Origin of the sequence: Nocardia sp. NPDC005978 (assembly GCF_040614455.1) — a bacterium.
In the GTDB taxonomy this organism is placed as follows: domain Bacteria; phylum Actinomycetota; class Actinomycetes; order Mycobacteriales; family Mycobacteriaceae; genus Nocardia.
In genome coordinates, this window is record NZ_JBEXUS010000007.1 from 65,918 (window position 1) to 86,932 (window position 21,015).

The following is a 21,015-nucleotide window of genomic DNA, read 5'->3' on the forward strand; positions in this document are numbered from 1 at the left end:
AGCGACAAGGAGTGCCGATGTCCCTGCGGGAGCGGCAACGACGACAGATTCGGGCCGACATACAGCGCGCGGCCTTCGAACTGTTCGCCCGGCGGGGTTTCGACGAGGTGACCACCGAACAGATCGCCGCCGCCGCCGGAATCTCACCCAGTACCTATTTCCGTCACGTCCGCAGCAAGGAAGATCTGCTGCTGGACCCGGTCCGCGAGGGTGGCGCGGGTATCGCCGCGCTGCTCGAGGAACGGCCGAGCACCGAATCCGCCGACGTGGCGCTGGCCCGGGCGATCGAGATCCGATCCACCACCCTGGCCGCCGCCGAACTCGAACAGTGGCGCGCGGCCTTCGCCACCGCGCCGCACCTGCTGGACCGCGTCGCGCTCATTCCGCCGGAGCATCGCACCCGGCTGGTCGAGCTGGTCGCGCAACGTATGTCGCGCGATCCCGCCCTGGACAGCAATCCCGGACTGCTCGTGCACCTCATGCTGGCGGCCGCCGAATACGGCTACCTGCAATGGCTGCGCGCCACCGGCAATCGCGAAGCCTCCCTGCTGGTGTGCGTCGAAGGGGCCCTGGCGGCCGTCCTCGACGAGCGCTGGCGCGCCTGATCCACATCTCGTCCTCTTCACCCTTCACCACCTGAAAACCCTGGGGGTTCACCAGTCATGCAGCACAACGATGCGGACGCCTACGACGTGATCGTCGTCGGCTCCGGCGCGGCCGGAATGGCGGCCGCGCTGGCCGCCGCGCACCACGGCCTGTCCACCCTCGTCGTCGAAAAGGCCAGGCACTGGGGTGGTTCCACCGCACGTTCCGGCGGCGGCGTCTGGATTCCCGGCAACTCGGCGCTGCGCCGCGACGCCCCGGCCGACAACCTCGAGGACGCGCGCACCTACCTGCACCACATCGTGGGGGACAAGGTCGACCCCGCGCGCATCGACACCTACATCGACCGCGGACCCGAGGTCTTCGACTTCCTGGTCGAGCACGCGGGACTCCGGATGCAGTGGGTGCCGGGCTATTCCGACTACTACCCCGAAGCGCCCGGTGGTCGCGCGCACGGCCGTTCGGTCGAGCCGACGCCGTACAACGGCAAACAGCTCGGCGCCGAACTGGCCAATCTGGAGCCGGATTACATTCCGGGACCGCGCAATTTCGTCGCCACCCAGGCCGACTTCCGCCAGATGCACCTGGGCCTGCGCAACCCCCGCGCGCCCTTCCGAGGCGTGAAGATCGCCGCCCGCTGGCTCAAAGGCAATGTGCTGCGCCAGCATCTGCTCGCCCGGGGCCAGGCGTTCAGCGCCATGCTGCGCGCGGGTCTGCAGCGGGCCGAGGTGCCGGTGTGGCTCGACACCCCGCTGGTGGAACTGCGCGCCACCGACGGCCGGGTCACCGGGCTGGTCGTGCTGCGCGAGGGCGCCGAACTCGAACTCACCGCCCGGCGCGGAGTCATCCTCGCGGCCGGCGGATTCGAGCACAACGAGACCATGCGCAAGCAGTACCAGCGCCAGCCCATCGGCGTCGACTGGACCGTCGGCGCCAAGGCGAACACCGGTGACGGCATTCGCGCGGGCCAGCAACTCGGGGCGGCGGTCGAATTCATGGACGACGCCTGGTGGGGTCCCTCGATTCCGCTGCCGCGCCAGCCCTGGTTCTGCCTGGCCGAGCGCAATCTGCCCGGCAGCATCATCGTCAACGAGCACGGCGAGCGGTTCATGAACGAGTCGCTGCCCTACGTCGAAGCGACCCATCGCATGTACGGCGGCGAGAACGGGCAGGGCGAGGGCGTCGGCGAAAACCTGCCCGCCTGGCTGGTTTTCGACCAGCGGTACCGCAACCGGTACCTGTTCGCGGGGCAGGCGCCGCGCCAGCCGCTGCCGGGTCGCTGGTTCAAGGAGGGCGCGGTCAAGCGGGCGGCGACCCTCGAGGAGCTCGCCGAGCAGATCGGGGTGCCCGCGGAGCGGCTGCGCGCCACCGTCACTCGCTTCAACGGTTTCGCCGAGCAGGGCAGGGACGAGGACTTCGGCCGCGGCGACAGCGCCTACGACCGCTACTACGGCGATCCGCGCAACGCGCCGAATCCGAATCTCGGTGCGCTGGACAAGGGTCCGTTCTACGCGGCCCGGATGGTGCCCGGCGATCTCGGCACCAAAGGCGGCCTGGTCACCGACACGGTCGGCCGGGTGCTGCACACGGACGGCTCGATCATCGAGGGACTGTGGGCGGCGGGCAACGCCAGCTCCCCGGTCATGGGTCACACCTATGCCGGTCCCGGCGCGACCATCGGACCGGCGCTGGTGTTCGGTTACCTGGCCGCGCTCGACGCCGCCGGGGTCTCGAAGGTGAACTGACACACACGAATCGGGCCCCACGCGGTGTGCGCGGGGCCCGTCCTTCGATGTGATCGGTCAGGAAACCAGGTTCTTCCGCAGTTTCACGATGGTCCAGGCGTCCAGTCCCAGACCGTCGGTGAGGAAGTCGCCGAAGTCGCCGAACTGCTCCTGCACCTGCGCCACCGCGATATCGAGGTACTCGGCGCGCACCTCCTGCAGCGGAATCAGCAGATCCGGGTTCTGCATGATCCCGCCCTGCTTCAACTGCGCCCGCAGCGCGGCGTCGGCCGCCGCCCGGTACTGGTTCGACAGCAGATAGTCCTGGCGCGCCACCGATTCCGGTACGCCGACCGCGCGCAGCACCACGTAGGACAGCCAGCCGGTGCGATCCTTGCCCGCCGTGCAGTGGAACAGCGTGGCGGTGCCGGTGTTCGACAGGTCCTTCACGGTCTGCCCGAACTTGGCCAGCGAATCGGCGTCGAAGAAGCTGCGGTACATGTCGCGCATGATCTGCTCGGCCTTGCCGTCACCCAGCAGCGCCTGCTGCTGCACCGGATCCTTCGATTGAATGGCCTGGTACATCTTGGCGAACATGCCGTTGTCCTGGATGGGCCGGGCCACCAGGGGCACCCCGGCGGGCAGCCGGTCCGCGCCCAGGGCCTGCACCTCGGTGGGCACCCGCAGATCGATGACGGTCTGCAACCGCAGCGTGCCCAGCTTCTGCACGTCCGCGTCGGTCAGCTTCCCGAGCGCGTCGGCCCGGATAATTTTGCCCGCCTTGACCTTTGCCCCGTCGTAGGTCCGATATCCCCCCAGATCCCGTACGTTCACCGCCCCCTGGAGATCGATGCGCGCCGGACCCCCTGCGGCGGGCGCGCCCCCCGCCGTGCCGCCCACCCAGACGGCGGCCAGTCCGATGGTCACGAATAATACGAACAGCATTTTGCCGAGCGAGAATCTCGCCCGCGAATCAGAAAAATTCCTCACCCGCGAGACAGTATGGGCGGCTTACCAGCCCACGACCGATACCGGGTAATGCCTCCGCTCAGCAGGACTCGCCAATCACTCACCGAGATTGGCTCTGGTGCGGCAATAACTCGAGGACTGTGCGAAAACAATTATGGTTCAGCATATTTCGGACAGGAATAGAATATACCGGTGTTCCCGTGCGTGCCCGGCGGTCTAGGTGCAGGCCGGTGAGGTGGCCCCGGTGTTCGTCAGCATCTGGCAGGCCCAGGCCAATTGCAGCTTCCAGCGCCCGTTCTCGGCGACGAAGGGGATGACGGCCTCGCCCTCGACGGGTTTGCCGTTCAGGGACAGGGTCGCGGTGGCCTCCATGAGGCCGTTGCCGGCGTAGCGCACGCTCGTAACGGTCATCTTCACCCCGTTGCTCACCCCGGCCTGCGCCATCTTGGTAACCAACTCGGGGTCGGCATTCGAACCCTGGACCACGTCCAGGGCCTGGGCGCGTGGCGAATTCGGGTCAAGGGCCAGCGTCAGGCCCAGGTTCAGATCGGCGACCCCGGGCAGCGGGATGGGCGGCTGGTCGGTGACCGGCGCCGCGCTGGATCGGGTGACCGGCGTCGCGGACTCGCCCGAATCGCCGCACGCGGTCACGCCACCGGTCACCGCGCACAGGGCCGCCGCCGCGATCACAACCCGCACTCGAAGAGATCTGATGCGAAACATGTTTTCCCCCTGTGTCATTCGATGCTCACCGCATCGATGATATTGAGCCGGGCCGCTCGCACGGCCGGCGGAATCGAGCCGAGCAGACTCAATCCCACCGCACCGGCCGCGAAGGCCAGCGCGAGCGGGCTCGGCCGGTAGGCCACCTCGAGATTCATGATGTTCGGGGTGAGGGCGTCGAAGAAGTACTGACTGGCCAGCCCGAACCCCAGCCCGAGCAGCCCGCCGACCACGCCGATGCCCGCCGCTTCGGCGAGCACCATGCGCAGCGTGCGACGCCGGCTCGCGCCCATGGCGCGCAGCACCCCGATCTCGCGCCGGCGTTCGAGCACCGACAGCGTCAAGGTGTTCAGCAGGGCCACCGCGGCGATCAGGACGATGATCATCCATACGGCGTTCGATACCGCCATACCCTGCTTGGCCGAGTTCTCGACATTGGCCAATGACGTTGCGCCGGAATAGACATGGATGCCCGGCGGCGCCAAGGCCGCGACCGATTCCAGCAGCCGATCACCGTCCGTGCCGGGGACGCCCTCGATCTGCAGGATGGTCGAGCCGGGGCGGTCGAACCACTGCCGCATCTGGTCCAGGCCCATGCCGACGGTCCCGGTCATCGCCGAGAAGTACGACACGACGCCGACGACGCGGGTGCGCTGCGGTCCGCGCGGGGTCTGCACGGACAGTTCGTCGCCGACGCCCACGCCCAGCCCGCGGGCCATGTCCCGGGACACCACGATGCCGTGCCCGGCGACCACCTCCGCCCGCAGCGCCGCGTCGAGCCCCTCGTACAGCGGGTTGACGCTGCCGGTGGCGAGTCCGTACAGGATCACCTTCTCCGCGCCGATGGTCGCGTAGGCGACCTGTCCCTCGTTGACGCTCGCCACCTCCGGGACCGCGCCGATGCGCGCCGCCAGATCAGCGGGCAGCGCCGGGCCGGTCGGGAACTCGTCGGGCGGATGCGAGGTCACCCAGACGTCGACCGTGCCGGTCGATCCCAGGGAACCGCGAATCGCGCCGAGGAGATCGTTGTTCGCGCCGGTGATCGTCACCGTCACCGCCACCGCCATGAACACCGTCATCAGGGTGGCCCACACCCGGCGCGGGGCGCGTTCGAGCGAGGTCGCGGCCAGCTCGCCCGCCCGGCCGAAGCGCCGCGCGACCCACGAGGTGGCCGCGACCAGTGACCCGGTCAGGGCGAAGCACAGCATGAGTCCGGCTCCGAAGAACAGGCACAGGGCCACGCCCGAGAAGACGAAGGCGTCCAGGTGCAACCGCACCAGGATGATCGCCACCGTCATGTTGAAGATCGCGGCCCACGCCGCGAAAAGGCGCAGCAGCAGCGGAACGCGGTCGGCGACACCGGCTCCGACCGGGGCCAGCGCCTCGACCGGGGACACCTTGTACACCTGGTACGCCGCGACGCCCGAGGCCAGCATGCTGGTGCCCGCGGCCGCCGCGATGGCGATCGGAATCGCGTACAGCGGCAACGAATACGTCATGCGCGCTTCGATCGACTGCATGAGCGCCAGCGGTAGCGTATCGATCGCGGTGCGGCCCAGCAGCACGCCCAGCGCCGAGCCGGCCGCACCGCCGATCACCCCGATCACGGCGGCTTCGACGAGTAGATCGGTGACGATGGTGGAACGCCGGCCGCCGACCGCGCGCAGCATCGAAATGACCGGTCGCCGTTGGACTATCGCCATACTCATGGCGGTGTAGATGAGGAACGCCGCCACGATGAACGCCAGGGCGGCGCCCATCAGGGTCATGTAGCGCAGCATGCGCAGGGCGCCGCCGGTCTGCACGGCTCGCAGGCTCGGCTCCGCGACCAGCGCGCGGTCCGCGACCGCCGCCGTGATCGCGGCCTTCAGATCATCCGAATTCGCCTGCGGTGCAGGAATTACGAGGACGGAGTCGAGTTGCCCGCTGCGATTGGTGACCCGCTGTGCGACCGCGAGCGAGGTCAATACGTAGTGACCGCCGTTGAGCTGCTCCAGTTTCGGCCCGGACAGCACGGCGGCGACGGTCACCTCGCCGGAACCGATCCGGAACCGTTCGCCCGCCGCGACGCCCACGCCGGGGCCGACCAGGGCTCCGTTGGCGGTGGTCATCAGCGTGCCGAGGTGACGCTCGACCGCTTCCTGTAGGTCGCTTTCCAGGGCCGCGGCACTCGGATCGGCGCCGAGCAACAGCATGGGACCCGCCGCACTGGGCACCTTGGCGCGCAGCATCGGCACCGCGTGTGCCACGCCGGGCACCGCGGCGATGTCCGCGCGCACCGCGGCGGGCAGGCCGGAGTCGGTGACCCCGGAAACCTCCAGCGTCGCCCTGCCCGCGAGGCCGTCGATCAGCTGATTCACCGATCCGGACAGGGAACCGAAGATGCCGAACACCGCGACCAGGAACGCGGCGGACACGGCCATCACCGTGGTCGAGGCGATGGTTCGCCCGCGATGAACGGCGAACTCGCGCACGCTGAACAGTCGCCAGCGATCTATCAGTGCCGTCATGGGTGACCCACCGCCGCCGCGGCGGGTTCCGGTGCGCCGAGCGCGGTCGCGGCGCTCTCATCACGGACGATGCGACCGTCGCCCAGGGTGAGGACGCGGTCGGTGGTGCTCGCGGCTTCGGCGTTGTGTGTGACCATGACCACGGCGTGATCGCCGTGTGCGATATCGGCCAGCAGCGCCATGATCGCGGCGCCGGTCTTGGAATCGAGGTTACCGGTGGGTTCGTCGGCCAGGATCAGCGGTGGATCCATGACCAGGGCCCGGGCCAGTGCCACCCGCTGCATCTGCCCGCCGGACAGTTCGCCGGGCCGGTGTTCGGCCCGGCTACCGAGGCCGACCAAATCCAGCAATTCCAGTGCCCGGGGCTTGGTCGCGCGTAATCCGGTGCCGTCCAGCAATTTCGGGATCGCCACGTTCTCCCAGGCGGACAGCGTCGGCAGCAGATTGAAGAATTGGAAGACGAAACCCACGTGGTGCCGGCGGAATTCGGATTGCTCGTCATCGCCGAATGCGCCGATCTCTCTGCCCCGGAATCGAATCGATCCCGAACTCGGGACATCGAGTGCCCCCAGCACGTGCAGGAGCGTGCTCTTGCCCGCGCCGGACGGGCCGACGACCGAGACGAATTGCCCGCCGGCGATGTCCAGGCTGATACCGTCCAGCGCCCGCACCGTCTCGCCGCCGATGCGGTACTCGCGCACCACATTCGCGAGTTCGAGCAGCGGCGCATTCGCGGTCATCAGGCTTCTACCTGCGACAACGTCGCCAGCTTGCTCATGGAATTGGTCAACTGGCTGTGTGCGTCGCGCTCGATCACCTGCTCGAGCTGAGCATTGAGCATCGCGCCGGTGAAATTGCCGGCGATGGTCAGCTGCGAGCCGCCCGGACGACGCTCGATTCCGAAGGTGAATTCGCAGACCAGCCCGACCTCGCTGCGCCCGGACAGGGTCAGCTGCATCGGCGGCTTGAACGCGGTGATGGTCAACTCGAGCTTGTGCGACATGCCCAGCATGCGAATGTTCTGCACCAGTGTGGAATTCACGGCCATCCGCTCGGGCGGCTGCTCGAGGAAGCCGTCGTGCATCAGGAACCACTCCTGCCACGTGGATGTGTTCGCGATGATCGAGTACAGCTGCATCGGGCTGGCTTCCAGCGCTCTCGTGACCTCGAATTCGGCCATTACCCCTCCTGAAGAACGCGATCAGCAAACCTGTCGCGAACCAGCTCGCCCGCCTGTGAACGGACGCGAGCGCCAAGCGCCCGGGCCGTGTCGGCCTGGGCGTGGCAGCGAGCTTCCATCATCCGGCCGTGATTTGCAAGTGATTCCGAGTTGCGTGTACTTCAGATTAACTGAGATCTGTTGCAGCCCCTCCCGGTATGCGGTACCTTCTCGCTCGTCGGCGCAATGACCATCTGGCAGAAGCGCTTTGGGTTGCCGCAGGGGCACTGGAAACTCTCTAATTCTGAATCCCGTTCTAATGCAGAACGGGACATCTCTACCCGCATGGGGGCAGTCGTGGCTGATCACGTTCTCGTTGACGATCCGATCGCGGTCGTCGGTATGGCGTGCCGTTTTCCCGGTGGCATCGATTCACCCGAAGCGCTATGGCGCTTCCTGATCGACGGCCAGCATGCATCCAGCAAGTTCCCGGCCGACCGGTCGATGACGGAGCTGGCCGATATGGCATCGCCCGAGGTGGCCGCCGCCATGGCGCCGATGGGCGGGTTCATCGACGAGCCGGGCGAATTCGATCCCGAGTTCTTCGGAATCAGCCCCCGTGAGGCCAAGGCAATGGATCCGCAACAGCGGATGGTGCTCGAAACCAGCTGGCAGGCACTGGAATCGGCGGGCATAGACCCGACGACGCTGCAAGACACCGATACCGGTGTCTACATCGGCGCGATGGGCGGCGATTACGCCTACCTGATTCCGGGCCAGAAGGATCTGGACCCCGGTTACGTCGCCATGGGCGTGAGTCAGAGCGTGCTCTCGGGCCGGGTCTCCTACATCCTGGGTCTGCAGGGCCCGACGATGAGCATCGACACCGCCTGCTCGTCCTCGCTGGTGGCCATGCACCTGGCCGCGCAGGCGCTGACCGCCGGCGAATGCTCGCTCGCACTGGTCGGCGGGGTCTCGATCATGTCGACGCTGACCGGCTTCTTCGCTCTCGGCCAGCACGGCGCGATCTCCAAAGCCGGTCGCAGCAAGCCCTATTCCGCCGACGCCGACGGATTCTGCATGTCCGAGGGCGTCGCGGTGCTCATCCTGGAGCGACTGTCCGACGCCCGGCGCCTGGGCCACGAGGTGCTCGCGATTCAGCGCGGCGCGGCCGTGAATCAGGACGGCGCCACCAAGGGCCTGACCGTTCCCAGCGCGGTCGCGCAACAGAAGCTCATTCGCGCCGCCCTGGCCGCGGCCGACCTCGCGCCCACCGACATCGATGTGGTGGAGGGGCACGGAACCGGCACGCCCGTGGGCGATCCCATCGAACTGGAAGCGCTGTTCGACACCTACGGCCGGGACCATTCGGCCGCCGAGCCGTTGCTGCTCGGCTCGATCAAGGGCAACTTCGGGCACACCCAGGCCGCCGCGGGCATCGCCGGCGTGATCAAGATGATCCAGGCCATGCGGCACGGGGTCGTGCCGCCCACGGTGAACGTCAGCGAGCCGACCACGGCCGTGGACTGGTCCGCCGGGACGGTCGATCTGGTCACCTCGAGCGTGCCGTGGCCGGACCGCAACGGGCCGCGCCGGGCCGGGGTGTCGTCCTTCGGCATCAGCGGCACCAACGCCCACGTCATTCTCGAACAGGCGCCCCCGGCGCAGCCGATCACGCCCGTCGAGCCCGGCCGGCAAGTGCCGCTTGCCATCTGGCCGATCTCCGGCAAGACCCCCGAGGCGCTGGCCGAACAGGCCGCCCAGCTCGCCGAGCACGTCCGGGCGAACCCGGAATTCAGCTCGCGCGAGATCGGCCACGCCCTGGCCACCACCCGCGCCACCTTCGATCATCGCGCCGTAGTGCTCGGCGGCAATCGCGTCGACCTGCTGGCCGGGCTGGCCGCGGTCGCCGACGCCGCACCGGTCGGGCCGATTCGCGGCCAGGCCGCCGAACGGCAGGTCGTCTTCGTCTTCCCCGGCCAGGGCGCGCAGTACGCGGGCATGGCCGCGCAGCTGATGACCGAGTCCCCGGTCTTCGCCGGTCTCATCGCCGAATGCGAGGCGGCGCTGTCGGAATTCGTCGACTGGTCGCTGACCGACGTGCTGAACGAGGCGCCGGGCGCGCCGTCGATCGAACGCGTCGACGTCGTGCAGCCTGCGCTCTTCGCGACGATGGTTTCCCTTGCGGGACTGTGGCGTTCGCTCGGCATCGAACCCGACGCCGTGCTCGGGCACTCGCAGGGCGAGGTCGCCGCGGCGTACGTCGCGGGCGCGCTGTCGCTGGCCGATGCCGCCCGCATCGTGACCCTGCGCAGCAGGCCGCTGCGCGAACTGGCGGGCACCGGCGGCATGGCCTCGATCAACGCCCCGGTCGCGCGGGTGCGCGAACTACTGGCGGGCATCGACGACATCTACGTCGCCGCCGTCAATTCCCCGTCCACCACCGTGGTCGCGGGCGGCGCGGACAGCGTGGCCGCGGTGCTCGCGCGGTGTGAACGGGACGCGGTGCGGGCGCGCCAGGTTCCTGTCGACTACGCCGCGCACACCTGCCACGTGGACGTGCTGCGCGAGCAGCTCGAGGCCGCCGTCGCCCCGGTCACCGCGCGAGCCACGGACATCACCTTCTTCTCGACCGTCACCGGCGACGTGCTGGACGCCGCGGAGCTGGGCCCGGACTACTGGTTCGGCAACCTGCGCGAGGCGGTGAACTTCGAGGGCGGCTTCCGGTCCGCGTTCGAGTCCGGCTACAACGCCTTCATCGAGATGAGCGTGAACCCGGTCCTGACCGCCGCCATGCACGAATCCCTGGGCGGCTTCGCCGATTCCTGCCTGATCACCGGCTCGCTCAAGCGGGAGGACGCCGGCATCCGGCGCCTGCTGACCTCGGTGGCCGAAGCGCACGTGCAGGGCGTCTCACCGAACTGGCAGGCGATCTATCCGGCCGGCTCCGTGCGCTCGATTCCGTTGCCCACCTACGCTTTCCAGCGGCAGAAGTACTGGCTGGCCAGTGTGTCCGGCTCGGGCGGCGGCAAGCCGAGCGGGCTGGGCCTGGCCGAGGCCGGGCACCCGCTGCTCGGTGCGGTCGTGGAACTGCCCGGCGCGGACCGCTTCCAGTTCAGCACCCGCATCGCCCTGGCGACCCACGCCTGGATCGCCGATCACGCGCTGCACGGCAACGTGCTGCTGCCCGGCGCGCTGCTGCTCGAGCTGGCGTTGCACGCCGGTGACCGGCTCGGTGCGCCGCAGGTCGAGAAGCTGACCATGTACACCCCGGTCACGCTGCCCGCCGAGGGCGCGATCCACCTGCAGGTCGTGGTGGGCGAACTCGTCAAGCCGGGGCGGCGTTCGGTGGCCATCTACTCGCGGCCCGAGGACAAGGACGGCGCGCCCGGCCAGAGTCAGTGGAGCCTGCACGCCGACGGCCATCTCACCGCGGTGCCCCGCACCGAGGACACCGACACCCAGGGCCTCGAACTCTGGCCGCCGGTCGGTGCGGTCCAGGCCATGGAGCCCGGTCCCGCCTACGAGACCCTCGCCGCGCTCGGCTACCAGTACGGCCCGGTCTTCCAGGGCATGAAGGCGGTCTGGCGGCGCGGCGACGACATCTTCGCCGAGGTCGCGCTGCCGGACGCGGTGGCCGATGCCGACAAGTACGGGCTGCATCCGGCCCTGCTGGACGCGGCCATGCAGACCGGCTCCGCGGCGGCCGCGCTGATCCCGTCCGAAGCCGGCGCGATCCGGCTGCCGTTCGCGTGGGAGCGAGTCGAGCTGCGCGCGGTGGGCGCGAAGGCGTTGCGCGTCAAGCTGACTCCGGCCGGCACCGATCGCCTGCGCTGGGTGCTGGGCGACAGCACCGGGCGCATCGTGGCGGCGGGCACGCTGCAGGTGCGCACCATCTCGACCACCAAGCTCGCCACCCGCGGTCTGTCCGGACGCCAGGACTCGCTGTTCGGCGTCGACTGGCTGAGCGTCCCGGTGCAGCGGGCGCGCTACTCCGGTCGCCCGGGTGACTGGGCCGTCGTCGGCGGTCAGCCACTGGGCGTACACGGGGACGCGCTTCCGGTCACCTACCCGGATCTCCGAACCCTCTATGCGGCAATGGATGTCGAGGGCGCCGAGCCGCCCAAGGTGGTCGTGCTGTCCCGGGTCGCGGACTCGGCCGGCGCCGAACCGGGCGCGCATCCGAGCGCGGCGGTGCGCGCGGAACTCGCCGACATGCTCGGCACCATCCAAACCTGGCTCGCCGACGAGCGTTTCGCCGAGACCAAGCTGGTCGTGCTGAGCCGCGGCGTCCAGGCGGTCGCGGCCGCGGAGGACGTCTCGGATCTGGCCGGGGCCACGGTGTGGGCGCTGGTGCGCAGCGCGCAATCCGAGCATCAGGACCGGATCCTGCAACTCGACCTCGACGAGGCCGGCATCAGCCTCGACCAGCTCGCCACCGCGCTGCAGACCGACGAACCCGAACTCGCGCTGCGCCGCGGCGAATTCTTCGGCAGGCGAATCCGTTCCGGCCTCGACGCGGCGGCGACCGCGGGCGCCAAGCTGTCCGGTTCGTGGCGGCTCGACATTCCGGCCTCGGGCAATCTCGACGACGTGGCGCTGGCCGAGGTCGCCGACGACGACACCCGAGCGGACCTCGCGCCCGGCACGGTTCTGGTCGAGCAGCGAGCCGCGGGCCTGTCGTTCCCGGTCGCGCTGACCGGGGTCGCCGCCGGCACCGGCACCCCGGCGCGACTGGTGCACGAGGCCGCGGGCGTGGTGCGCGCGGTCGGCGCGGGCGTGACCGGATTCGCGCCGGGCGACCGGGTATTCGGCCTCTTCGGCGAGATCGCCGGCACCGCGGCCGCCGATCACCGGCTGCTCGCTGCGATGCCCCGGGCCTGGTCGTTCGCCCAGGCGGCGGCCGCACCGGTGGCGTATCTGACCGCCCTGCACGGACTTCGCGACATCGCCGGGGGCCGCTCGGGGGAGCGGGTGCTGGTGCACGCCGCCACCGGCGGCGTCGGCACGGCCGCGGTGCACGTGGCGCGGCACCTCGGCCTGGAGGTGTTGGCGACCGCGAGCAAGCCCAAGTGGGATGTGCTGCGGGGCATGGGGTTCGCCGAGGATCACCTCGCCGACTCCCGCTCCGCCGCCTTCGCGGAGCGGTTCGCGAGCGAGCGCGGGGTCGACATCGTCCTGAATCTGCTGCCCGACGCCTTCACCGGGGACTCGCTCGGGTTGCTCGCCGAGGCGGGCCGCTTCGTGGAGATCGCCCGGGACGCGGTGCACGACCCGGCGACGATCCGGGAACAGCACGGGGTGTCCTACGCGTCCTTCGAACTCGGCGCACTGGAACCGAACGTGCTGGGCGGCTTGCTCTCCGAGCTGTCGGCGCTGTTCGACGCCGGCGTCCTCGCGCCGCTGCCACTGACCCGTTTCGACGTGCGGCACGCCGCCGCGGCGCTGCGCCATCTCGGTGAGGCGCGCCATGTCGGCAAGGTGGTGCTCACCTGGCCCACGGCGTTCGATCCGGAGAGCACGGTCCTGATCACCGGCGGTACCGGCAAGATCGGCGGCATCATCGCCCGTCACCTGGTCACCGCCTACGGGGCCAGGAACCTGCTGCTCACCAGCCGCAGCGGCGCCACCGCGGGCGGTGTGGACGAGCTGATCGCCGAATTGGGCGCGGCCGGTGCGACCGTGCGCGTGGCCGCGTGTGACGCGGGTGATCGCGACGCCTTGGCCGCGGTGATCGCCGGTGTGCCCGAGGAGCATCCGATCGGGGCGGTCGTGCACCTGGCGGCCACCCTGGCCGATGCCACCTTCGCCGCGCTCACCACCGACCACCTGGACGCGGTGCTGCCCGCCAAGGCCAACGGCGCCTGGTACCTGCACGAGCTCACCCAGCACCTGGATCTGTCGATGTTCGTGCTGTTCTCCTCGGCGGCAGGCACATTCGGCGCACCCGGTCAGGCCAACTACGGCGCGGCCAACGTGTTCCTGGACAGCCTGGCCCGGCATCGTTACCACCGCGGGCTCCCCGCCACCGCGATGGCGTGGGGCTGGTGGGCCGAGGACACCTCCAATACCGGCGGCATGGACGAGAAGGACCGCGCCCGCCTCGGCCGCATGGGCATCACGCCCATTCCGACCGCGGAGGCGCTGGGTCTGTTCGATTCCGCGCTCCGCACCGGAGCGCCGTACGTCCTGCCCATCGGCATGGATCTCTCGCTGCTGCGGGTGGCCCAGTCGGTGGCCGAACTGCCGCCGTTCTTCCGGGCGCTGCTGCACGCCCGGCCGCGCGCGACCCAGCAGCTCGGTGACCCGACGCAGCTGGCCAAGCGGCTGGCCGGACTCAGCCCGGCCGAACAGCACGAGACGGTCGTCGAGCTGTTGAAGACGCCGATCTCGATGGTGCTGGGGTACTCCTCGCCCGATGCGGTGCAGCCGGATCGGGAGTTCACCGAGATGGGCATCGACTCGCTCAGCTCGATCGAGCTCGGCACGCATCTGCGGGCCATGACGGGCGTCAAGCTCGCCAACTCGGTGATCTTCCAGTACCCGACGGTCAGCCTGCTGGCCCGGCACGTCCTGGACCAGATCACCCCGCAGGACGCCGAACTCGCCGATCCGATCATCGCCGAGGTCGAGATGCTGCTCGAGCGCCTGTCCGCCATTCACGACGGCGGTCCGGTGCCCGCGGAGCTGATGGCCCGCCTGAGCGGTTCCATGGGCAGGCTCGGTGCGGCGGTGGGAGCGGCAGAGGGCGCTGCGTGAGCGGCGTCGGGCACGGCCTGAGCGGTGATGGACACGGCGTGAGCGGCGACGGGCCGGCGCTGCTGGCGGTCAGTGATCTGCACGTGAGCCACCTCGGCAATCGCGAGGTGGTCGAGCAGATCCGGCCGAACACGCCGGGGGACTGGCTGATCGTGGCCGGCGACGTCGCGGAGAAGATCGAGAGCGTCCGCTGGGCGCTCTCGGCCCTGCGCGAGCGGTTCGCCAAGGTGATCTGGGTGCCGGGAAACCACGAATTGTGGACCACGGCACTGGATCCCGGACATCTGCGCGGTGTGGGCAAGTACAACGCCCTGGTCACGGCCTGCCGCGAGCTCGACGTGGTGACGCCGGAGGATCCCTATCCGGTCTGGGAGGGCCCGGGCGGGCCCGCCGTGCTGGCCCCGCTGTTCCTGCTCTACGACTACTCCTTCCTACCGCGCGGAATCGACACCAAGGCAGCGGGTTTGGCGCTCGCGGAAGCCAGGGGCACCCTGGCCACCGATGAGCACCTGCTCGCCTGCGACCCGTACGAATCCCGGGAGCAGTGGTGCGCCGAGCGCGTGCGCTACACCCGCGAGCGGCTGGACGCCGTGGACCCGAAGCTGCCGCTGGTGCTGATCAATCACTTTCCCCTGCTGCGCACTCCGACCGATCGGCTGTTCCGGTCGGAGTTCGCGATGTGGTGCGGCACCGAGCTCACCGCGGACTGGCATCGCCGGTACAACGTGGCCTGCGTGGTGTACGGGCACCTGCACATCCGCCGCACCGATCATTTCGACGGGGTGCGCTTCGAAGAGGTGTCGATCGGCTATCCGCGCGAATGGCGGCGGCGCGGCCTGCCCGATCCGCTGCTCTGTCAAATCCTGCCCGCCCCCGGCGATTTCGCGCGCAACAACTCGATCGGGCGGCGCACCGTGGATCGCGCGATGCGATTGGCGGTTTCGCTGGCCCGCCAGGTCCCCGGCGACAAAGGACGGCTATCACGATGAATTCGACCACGGACCCCCGGGCAGTTCTGGAACAGGAACTCGGGGCTCGGCTACCCGCCCTGGCGGCGCTCTCGCAGGAGCAGTGCGCCGACCTACTGTCGCTGCTGCGCACCGCGCCGCAGCGCGATCGCAGGCTGGCGCGCAAGGAGCTGGCGGCCAAGAACGCCGCCCGCCCCCGTCCCGTCCGCGCGCTCGTGGGCGCGGTGCTGCTCGGGCGGCGCGCATGAGCGAGCGCGCGACCCGGATCCAAGTGGGCAAACTCGCCGACGCGCTGCACGTGGACGCGGCGCGCATCGACTACCTCGAAGCACTCGACGCCGAGGACCTCTCGGAGCTGCGGGACCGGCTGGTCGCCACCCTGCACGAGCGCTACGCCGTCGAATACGCGCGACTGACGCGAATCGGCCGGCTCGCGCCGCTGCGGGTGGCGGTCCCGCTGGCCACCGGCGTGCTGCCGCCGCGACTGCTGGGCCGTTCGCTCAGCGCGGCGCTGCTGGACAACCGGACCGACCGATCCATGTCGATGCTCTCCAAGATCGACCCGGTGGCGGTCGCCGACGCCGCGCCGTTCATGAACCCCAAGGTGATGGGTGAAGTCGCCGAGCGGGCCGATCCCGAACTGCTGGGCGCGGTGATGGACGAGTTGCTGGCCCGCAAGGACTTCGCCACCGCCGACCTGTTCGCGGACTACGCCGCCGCGATGTTCATGGCGCCCGACTCGGGCGTGGATCTCGCGGTGGCCCCCGCGCCGCCGCAACCCCGGGTCCGTCGCATCACCGTGCTCGGCAGGGCTTTCGCCCGCCGTGTCCGCGAGTTCGTCAGGAGACGACAATGACCGACAATGACAGTCTGCTCGAGGTAGCGGTCATCGGCGCCGGATTCTCCGGCATCTGCGCCGGGATCAAGCTGCGCCAGGCCGGGATAACGAATTTCGCGCTCATCGAGCAGGCCGAGGACATCGGCGGGGTGTGGTACTGGAACACCTATCCCGATGTGGCCGTGGACATTCCGGTCTGGGGATACAGCTTCTCCTTCGAGCGGAATCCGGACTGGGAGTACGCGTACGCCCGGGGCCACGAGATCAAGGCGTACGCCGACAGGTGCGTGGACAGGTACGGGGTCCGGCCGCATCTGCGGCTGAATACCGAAGTGCTGGCGGCCACCTGGGACGACGCCGAGCACCACTGGCGGCTGGACACCACGCAGGGGCCCATTCACGCCCGATTCATCATCATCGCCTACGGCGGCCTCGGCCGGCCGAAGTACCCGGACATCGAGGGACTCGACAGGTTCAACGGCCGGGTGATCCACAGTGCGCGCTGGGATCACGAGCACGACATGACGGGCACCCGGGTCGGGGTCATCGGCACGGGATCCTCTGCGGTGCAGGTCATCCCGGCAATGGCCAAGATCGCCGAGCGGGTGCACGTCTTTCAGCGCACGCCGATCTGGGTGCTGCCCAAACCGGACTTCCCGCTTCCGGCGCTGCTGCGGTTCGGCTACAAGATCCTGCCCTTCATGATGTTCATTCCGCGCTGGATAGCGGTCTTCTGGCTCGAAGTCCTCTACAACGCGGTGTTCCGGTACAAGATCCCCGCGTCGGTGACCTTCCTGGAATCGATCATCAAGTTCGCGCTGCGGCGCTGGGTGCCGGACCCCGAGACCCGGGCCAAGCTCACCCCGAACTACCGGTTCGGCTGCAAGTTCCTGTCGATGTCGAGCACGTACTACAAGGCTTTCGCCCGCGACAACGTCGATCTCGTCACCGCCGACATCGCCGAGATCACCGAGACCGGTCTGCGGACCGCGGACGGTGCGCACCACGAATTCGACACCCTCATCCTGGCAACGGGTTTCGAGACGCTCGACGAGACCAATCTGCCCCGCTTCAAGACCACCGGGCGCGGTGGGCAGGACCTGCGCTCACTCATCGTGGCCAACCGCAAGGGACAGTACGAGGGCCTGACGCTGCCGCAGATGCCGAACAACTTCACCGTGCCCGGTCTCTACGCCATGACGGGTTCCTTCTTCGTCACCATCGAGAGCAGCGTCGACCACGTGGTGCGCTGCATCCTCGAAGCGCGCCGCCGGGGCGCCACCTCCGTGGAGATCAAGCCGGATCCCTACCGCGAGTTCGTGGCCGAGATGATCGAACGCCAAGGGAAGACGCTGTTCTACCGTTCGCACTGCGAGCGCACGCACAGCTGGTACTTCGACGAGAACGGCGATGTGCCGCTGTTCCGGCCCACCAGCACCGTCGAGGCGGCCTGGCGCACCCGGCACTCCCCGATCGAGCACTACTCGTTCACCTCGATCGGGGACACCGCGGCCTCATGACCGAATCGCTCATGCGTGACGTCTCGGACACCGCCCGCTGGGTGGCGGGGTTCCGGGCGATCGAATCGGCTCGTCCCGACGCGCTGTTCCGCGACCCGCTCGCGGCGGCACTGGCGGGCCCGCGCGGTGCGGCCATGGCCGCCGCGACGACCATGTGGCCGACGGTGGTCCGGACCAAGCTCCTGGACGATCTGATCCTGGACACGCTGGCCCGGGGCTGTGATCGGGTGATCAACCTCGCCGCAGGCCTCGACACCCGGCCCTACCGGCTGCCGATCCCGGCCGAGATCGACTGGTACGAAGCGGATCTGCCCGCGCTGAGCGCCTACAAGGAATCGGTGCTGGCCGGCGAACGGGCACACTGCCGCCGCGTCGTCGCCCAGGTGGATCTCACCGATTCCGGCGCGCTGACCGACTTCCTGGTGGAGGCGACCGCCGGGGCCGGCCGGGTGCTGGTTCTGACCGAGGGGCTGCTGCCGTATCTGACAGCCGATGCCGTCGGTCGGCTGTCCACGCTGCTGCGGCGGTCGCCGATCAGCTGGTGGCTGATGGATCACTGGTCACCGGGCGTGCGGTACGGCGTCAACCGCACGCTCGGTCGCGAACTGGGTTCCGCGAAATGGCATTTCGCGTCCAGTCTCGACTTCTTCGAGGGCTGGACCGTCGACGCGGCGCACTCGACGTTCCGCGCCGCGGCGCGCTGGCGGCGTTCACCGCTGTCACTGCGCGGTTCGGCGTTGCTGCCCGACCACGCGATCGGCCCGCTAGAGCGCTCCAGGCTGTGGAGCGGGGCCGTTCGGCTCACGCCCGCCGGGGCGCAGGAGCCGCCGGCGCACAGAACTTCTCAGGAGACAGAACGATGAGCGACCCCGAGCCCACCCGCGTAGAGGTCGCGGTGATCGGCGCCGGCTTCGGCGGCATCGGCGCCGGAATTCGGCTGCGGGACGCGGGCATCGAGGACTTCGTCATCCTCGACCGGGCGGACCGGGTGGGCGGGGCCTGGCAGGCCAACACCTATCCCGATGTCGCGGTGGATATTCCGATGTGCAGCTACGCGTTCTCCTTCGAGCCGAACCTGCTCAGTGCACGCACCTATCCCACCGGCGACGAGATCCAGGCGTACGCCGAGAGCTGTGTCGACAAATACGGGCTGCGCGCGCACCTGCGCCTGAACACCAAGGTGATCGGGCTCGCGTTCGACGAGCGCGAGCACATGTGGGACGTGCGGACGAGCGCGGGGCCCGTGCGGGCCCGGTTCGTGATCGTGGCGCACGGGCCGCTCGTGCAGCCGCGGACCCCCGACATCGAGGGCCTGGACTCGTTCGCGGGCACGGTGATCCACACTGCGCGCTGGGATCACGACCATGATCTCGAAGGCGCCGGCGTCGGGGTGATCGGCACCGGATCCTCGGCGGTGCAGCTGATTCCGCCGGTGGCCGAGCGCGCCAAGCGGCTGCACGTCTTCCAGCGCAGCGCGGTATGGGTCGTGCCGAAGCTGGACCTCCCGGTGCCCCGCGCCCTGCGATGGGTCTTCCGGATGCTGCCGCTGATCCTGCGGGTGATCCGCTTCCAGATCGATGTGATGCACGAGCTGATCGCCTATTTCGCGTTTCGCCGCAAGCTGCCGGCGACGGTGCGGCTGATCGAGCGTCTCTCGCTGAACGCCATGCGCAAACAGGTGCCCGACGAGCGGTTGCGCGCGCAGTTGACGCCGGACTACCGCTACGGCTGTAAACGCCCGTCGATCTCGAGCAACTACCACCGGACCTTCACCCGGGACAACGTCGAGCTCGTGACCGACCCCATCGTGCGCGTCACCGAGACCGGCATCCTCACCGCGGACGGCGAGCACCGCGAACTCGACACCATCGTGCTGGCCACCGGCTTTCGGGTCTTCGGGCGGGGAGCCAACCCGCCGTTCCCGATCCTCGGCCGCGACGGCGTGGATCTGGCCGACTACTACGAGACCAATCGCTCGGGGGCCTACGAGGGCGTGACCCTGCCCGGATGGCCCAACAGCTTCTCGGTCCTGGGCACCACGTATTCCTTCACCTCCCTGTACTTCCCGATGATCGAGAACTCCACCCGGCACGCCGTCCGGTGCATCCGGGAGATGTACGCGCGCGGCGCGACCTGCGTCGAGATCAAGGCGGAACCGCACGCCGAGTTCGTGCGGGACATGCGGCGGCGGCAGTCGACCTCGGTGTTCCTCACCGGCGCCTGCACCACCTCGACCTTCCTCGATCAGCACGGCGACTCACCGGTCTTCCGGCCCACGACCGCCTTGACCGCCCGGTGGCGATCCGGGCACTTCCCGCTCGAGCACTACTCGTTCACCACGAAAATCGCGACGGACCAGGGGTCTTCGCAGGATCGGAGCCAATCGTGACCGAACCGTCGATCCGCGATGTCTCCGACACCGCCCGCTGGGTGGCGGCCTACCGGGCGATCGAATCCGAACGCCCGGACGCCCTGTACCGGGATCCTTTGGCGGCCAGGCTCGCCGGGCCGGAGGGCGTCTCCATGACCGCCACCGGGCCGAGCATGTGGCCCACGGTGGTGCGGACCAAACTCATCGACGACCTCATCCTGGAGTCGATCGCCGCGGGCTGCGACCGGGTCGTGAACCTGGCCGCCGGCCTGGACACCCGGCCGTTCCGGCTGGCGCTGCCCGCCGAACTCGACTGGTACGAAGCGGATCTGCCCGAGCTGCTCGGATACAAGGAGTCGGTGCTGGCGGGGGAGACGCCGAACTGCCGTCGCATCACCCGGACGGTCGATGTCACCGACACCGCGGCGCTGACCGCCTTTCTCGACGAGGCGACCGCGGGGGCGCGGAACACGCTGGTGCTCACCGAGGGCCTGCTGCCGTACCTGCGACCCGCCGACGTGGCGACCCTGCGCGACGCGCTGCGCCGGCCCGACGTTCGCTGGTGGGCCATGGACCACTGGTCGCCCGGCATGCTGCGCATGGTCAATCTGACCCTGGGCCGCAAACTCGCCTCCGCCCGTTGGCAATTCGCCGCGCCCCTGGACTTCTTCCGGGGCTGGACCGTGGACTCGGCGGCGTCGGTCTTCCGGGCGGCCGCGCGGGCCAAGCGCTCACAGCCGGTGCTGCGCGGTTCGGCCTGGACGCCGGAGCACGCGATCGGGTCGCTGGAGAAGTCGCTGCTGTGGTGCGGCGCAGTGCGTTTCACCCACGCGGACGTGCGAGAAACCGAGTGAATCGAAGGGGTGGACAG

15 protein-coding genes are annotated in these 21,015 nt (G+C 69.3%); 10 read left to right on the forward strand and 5 right to left on the reverse strand.

Annotated elements, in window-relative coordinates; all coding sequences use genetic code 11:
• Nucleotides 1-17: 17 nt before the first annotated feature.
• The gene (locus ABZ319_RS04850; protein WP_354984973.1) at nucleotides 18-605 is read left to right on the forward strand and encodes a helix-turn-helix domain-containing protein; all 588 of its coding nucleotides are present in this window, start codon (nucleotides 18-20) and stop codon (nucleotides 603-605) included.
• A 57-nt stretch (nucleotides 606-662) separates the two neighbouring features.
• Nucleotides 663-2,348 carry a 3-oxosteroid 1-dehydrogenase gene (gene kstD / locus ABZ319_RS04855; protein ID WP_354984974.1) on the forward strand — a complete coding sequence of 562 codons (1,686 nt, stop codon included), beginning with the start codon at nucleotides 663-665 and terminating at the stop codon, nucleotides 2,346-2,348.
• 57 nt (nucleotides 2,349-2,405) lie between these two features.
• Here kstD and ABZ319_RS04860 read toward each other — a convergent pair whose 3' ends face one another.
• The 5 genes from ABZ319_RS04860 to ABZ319_RS04880 form a co-directional block, all read right to left on the reverse strand.
• Nucleotides 2,406-3,317: a tyrosine-protein phosphatase gene (locus ABZ319_RS04860; protein ID WP_354984975.1), complete on the reverse strand. Its 912-nt coding sequence runs from the start codon at nucleotides 3,315-3,317 to the stop codon at nucleotides 2,406-2,408.
• 195 nt (nucleotides 3,318-3,512) lie between these two features.
• Complete coding sequence (locus tag ABZ319_RS04865; RefSeq protein WP_354984976.1) at nucleotides 3,513-3,995, reverse strand: hypothetical protein; 483 nt, start codon at nucleotides 3,993-3,995, stop codon at nucleotides 3,513-3,515.
• Between the two features lie 38 nt (nucleotides 3,996-4,033).
• The gene (locus ABZ319_RS04870) at nucleotides 4,034-6,529 is read right to left on the reverse strand and encodes an FtsX-like permease family protein (protein ID WP_354984977.1); all 2,496 of its coding nucleotides are present in this window, start codon (nucleotides 6,527-6,529) and stop codon (nucleotides 4,034-4,036) included.
• Nucleotides 6,526-7,269 carry an ABC transporter ATP-binding protein gene (locus ABZ319_RS04875; RefSeq protein WP_354984978.1) on the reverse strand — a complete coding sequence of 248 codons (744 nt, stop codon included), beginning with the start codon at nucleotides 7,267-7,269 and terminating at the stop codon, nucleotides 6,526-6,528. The genes ABZ319_RS04870 and ABZ319_RS04875 overlap by 4 nt, the downstream gene beginning before the upstream one ends.
• Nucleotides 7,269-7,709: an SRPBCC family protein gene (locus tag ABZ319_RS04880; RefSeq protein ID WP_354984979.1), complete on the reverse strand. Its 441-nt coding sequence runs from the start codon at nucleotides 7,707-7,709 to the stop codon at nucleotides 7,269-7,271. Before ABZ319_RS04880 ends, ABZ319_RS04875 begins: the two co-directional genes overlap by 1 nt.
• 336 nt (nucleotides 7,710-8,045) lie before the next feature.
• Here ABZ319_RS04880 and ABZ319_RS04885 point away from each other — a divergent pair, with 336 nt between their 5' ends.
• The 8 genes from ABZ319_RS04885 to ABZ319_RS04920 are packed head-to-tail and all read left to right on the forward strand — an operon-like array spanning nucleotide 8,046 to nucleotide 20,998.
• Nucleotides 8,046-14,447: a type I polyketide synthase gene (locus ABZ319_RS04885; protein WP_354984980.1), complete on the forward strand. Its 6,402-nt coding sequence runs from the start codon at nucleotides 8,046-8,048 to the stop codon at nucleotides 14,445-14,447.
• Between the two features lie 38 nt (nucleotides 14,448-14,485).
• Nucleotides 14,486-15,436 carry a metallophosphoesterase gene (locus tag ABZ319_RS04890; RefSeq protein WP_354984981.1) on the forward strand — a complete coding sequence of 317 codons (951 nt, stop codon included), beginning with the start codon at nucleotides 14,486-14,488 and terminating at the stop codon, nucleotides 15,434-15,436.
• Complete coding sequence (locus ABZ319_RS04895; protein ID WP_354984982.1) at nucleotides 15,433-15,663, forward strand: hypothetical protein; 231 nt, start codon at nucleotides 15,433-15,435, stop codon at nucleotides 15,661-15,663. The genes ABZ319_RS04890 and ABZ319_RS04895 overlap by 4 nt, the downstream gene beginning before the upstream one ends.
• Complete coding sequence (locus ABZ319_RS04900) at nucleotides 15,660-16,271, forward strand: hypothetical protein (RefSeq protein WP_354984983.1); 612 nt, start codon at nucleotides 15,660-15,662, stop codon at nucleotides 16,269-16,271. Before ABZ319_RS04895 ends, ABZ319_RS04900 begins: the two co-directional genes overlap by 4 nt.
• Nucleotides 16,268-17,773: an NAD(P)/FAD-dependent oxidoreductase gene (locus ABZ319_RS04905; protein ID WP_354984984.1), complete on the forward strand. Its 1,506-nt coding sequence runs from the start codon at nucleotides 16,268-16,270 to the stop codon at nucleotides 17,771-17,773. Before ABZ319_RS04900 ends, ABZ319_RS04905 begins: the two co-directional genes overlap by 4 nt.
• A complete protein-coding gene (locus ABZ319_RS04910; RefSeq protein WP_354984985.1) occupies nucleotides 17,770-18,636 on the forward strand; it encodes an SAM-dependent methyltransferase in 867 nt (288 codons plus the stop codon). The genes ABZ319_RS04905 and ABZ319_RS04910 overlap by 4 nt, the downstream gene beginning before the upstream one ends.
• Nucleotides 18,633-20,162, forward strand: coding sequence for an NAD(P)/FAD-dependent oxidoreductase (locus tag ABZ319_RS04915; protein ID WP_354984986.1), 1,530 nt, complete (start codon nucleotides 18,633-18,635; stop codon nucleotides 20,160-20,162). The genes ABZ319_RS04910 and ABZ319_RS04915 overlap by 4 nt, the downstream gene beginning before the upstream one ends.
• Entirely contained in the window at nucleotides 20,159-20,998 is an 840-nt protein-coding gene (locus ABZ319_RS04920) for a class I SAM-dependent methyltransferase (RefSeq protein WP_354984987.1), read from the forward strand. The genes ABZ319_RS04915 and ABZ319_RS04920 overlap by 4 nt, the downstream gene beginning before the upstream one ends.
• The last annotated feature ends 17 nt before the right edge of the window (nucleotides 20,999-21,015 follow it).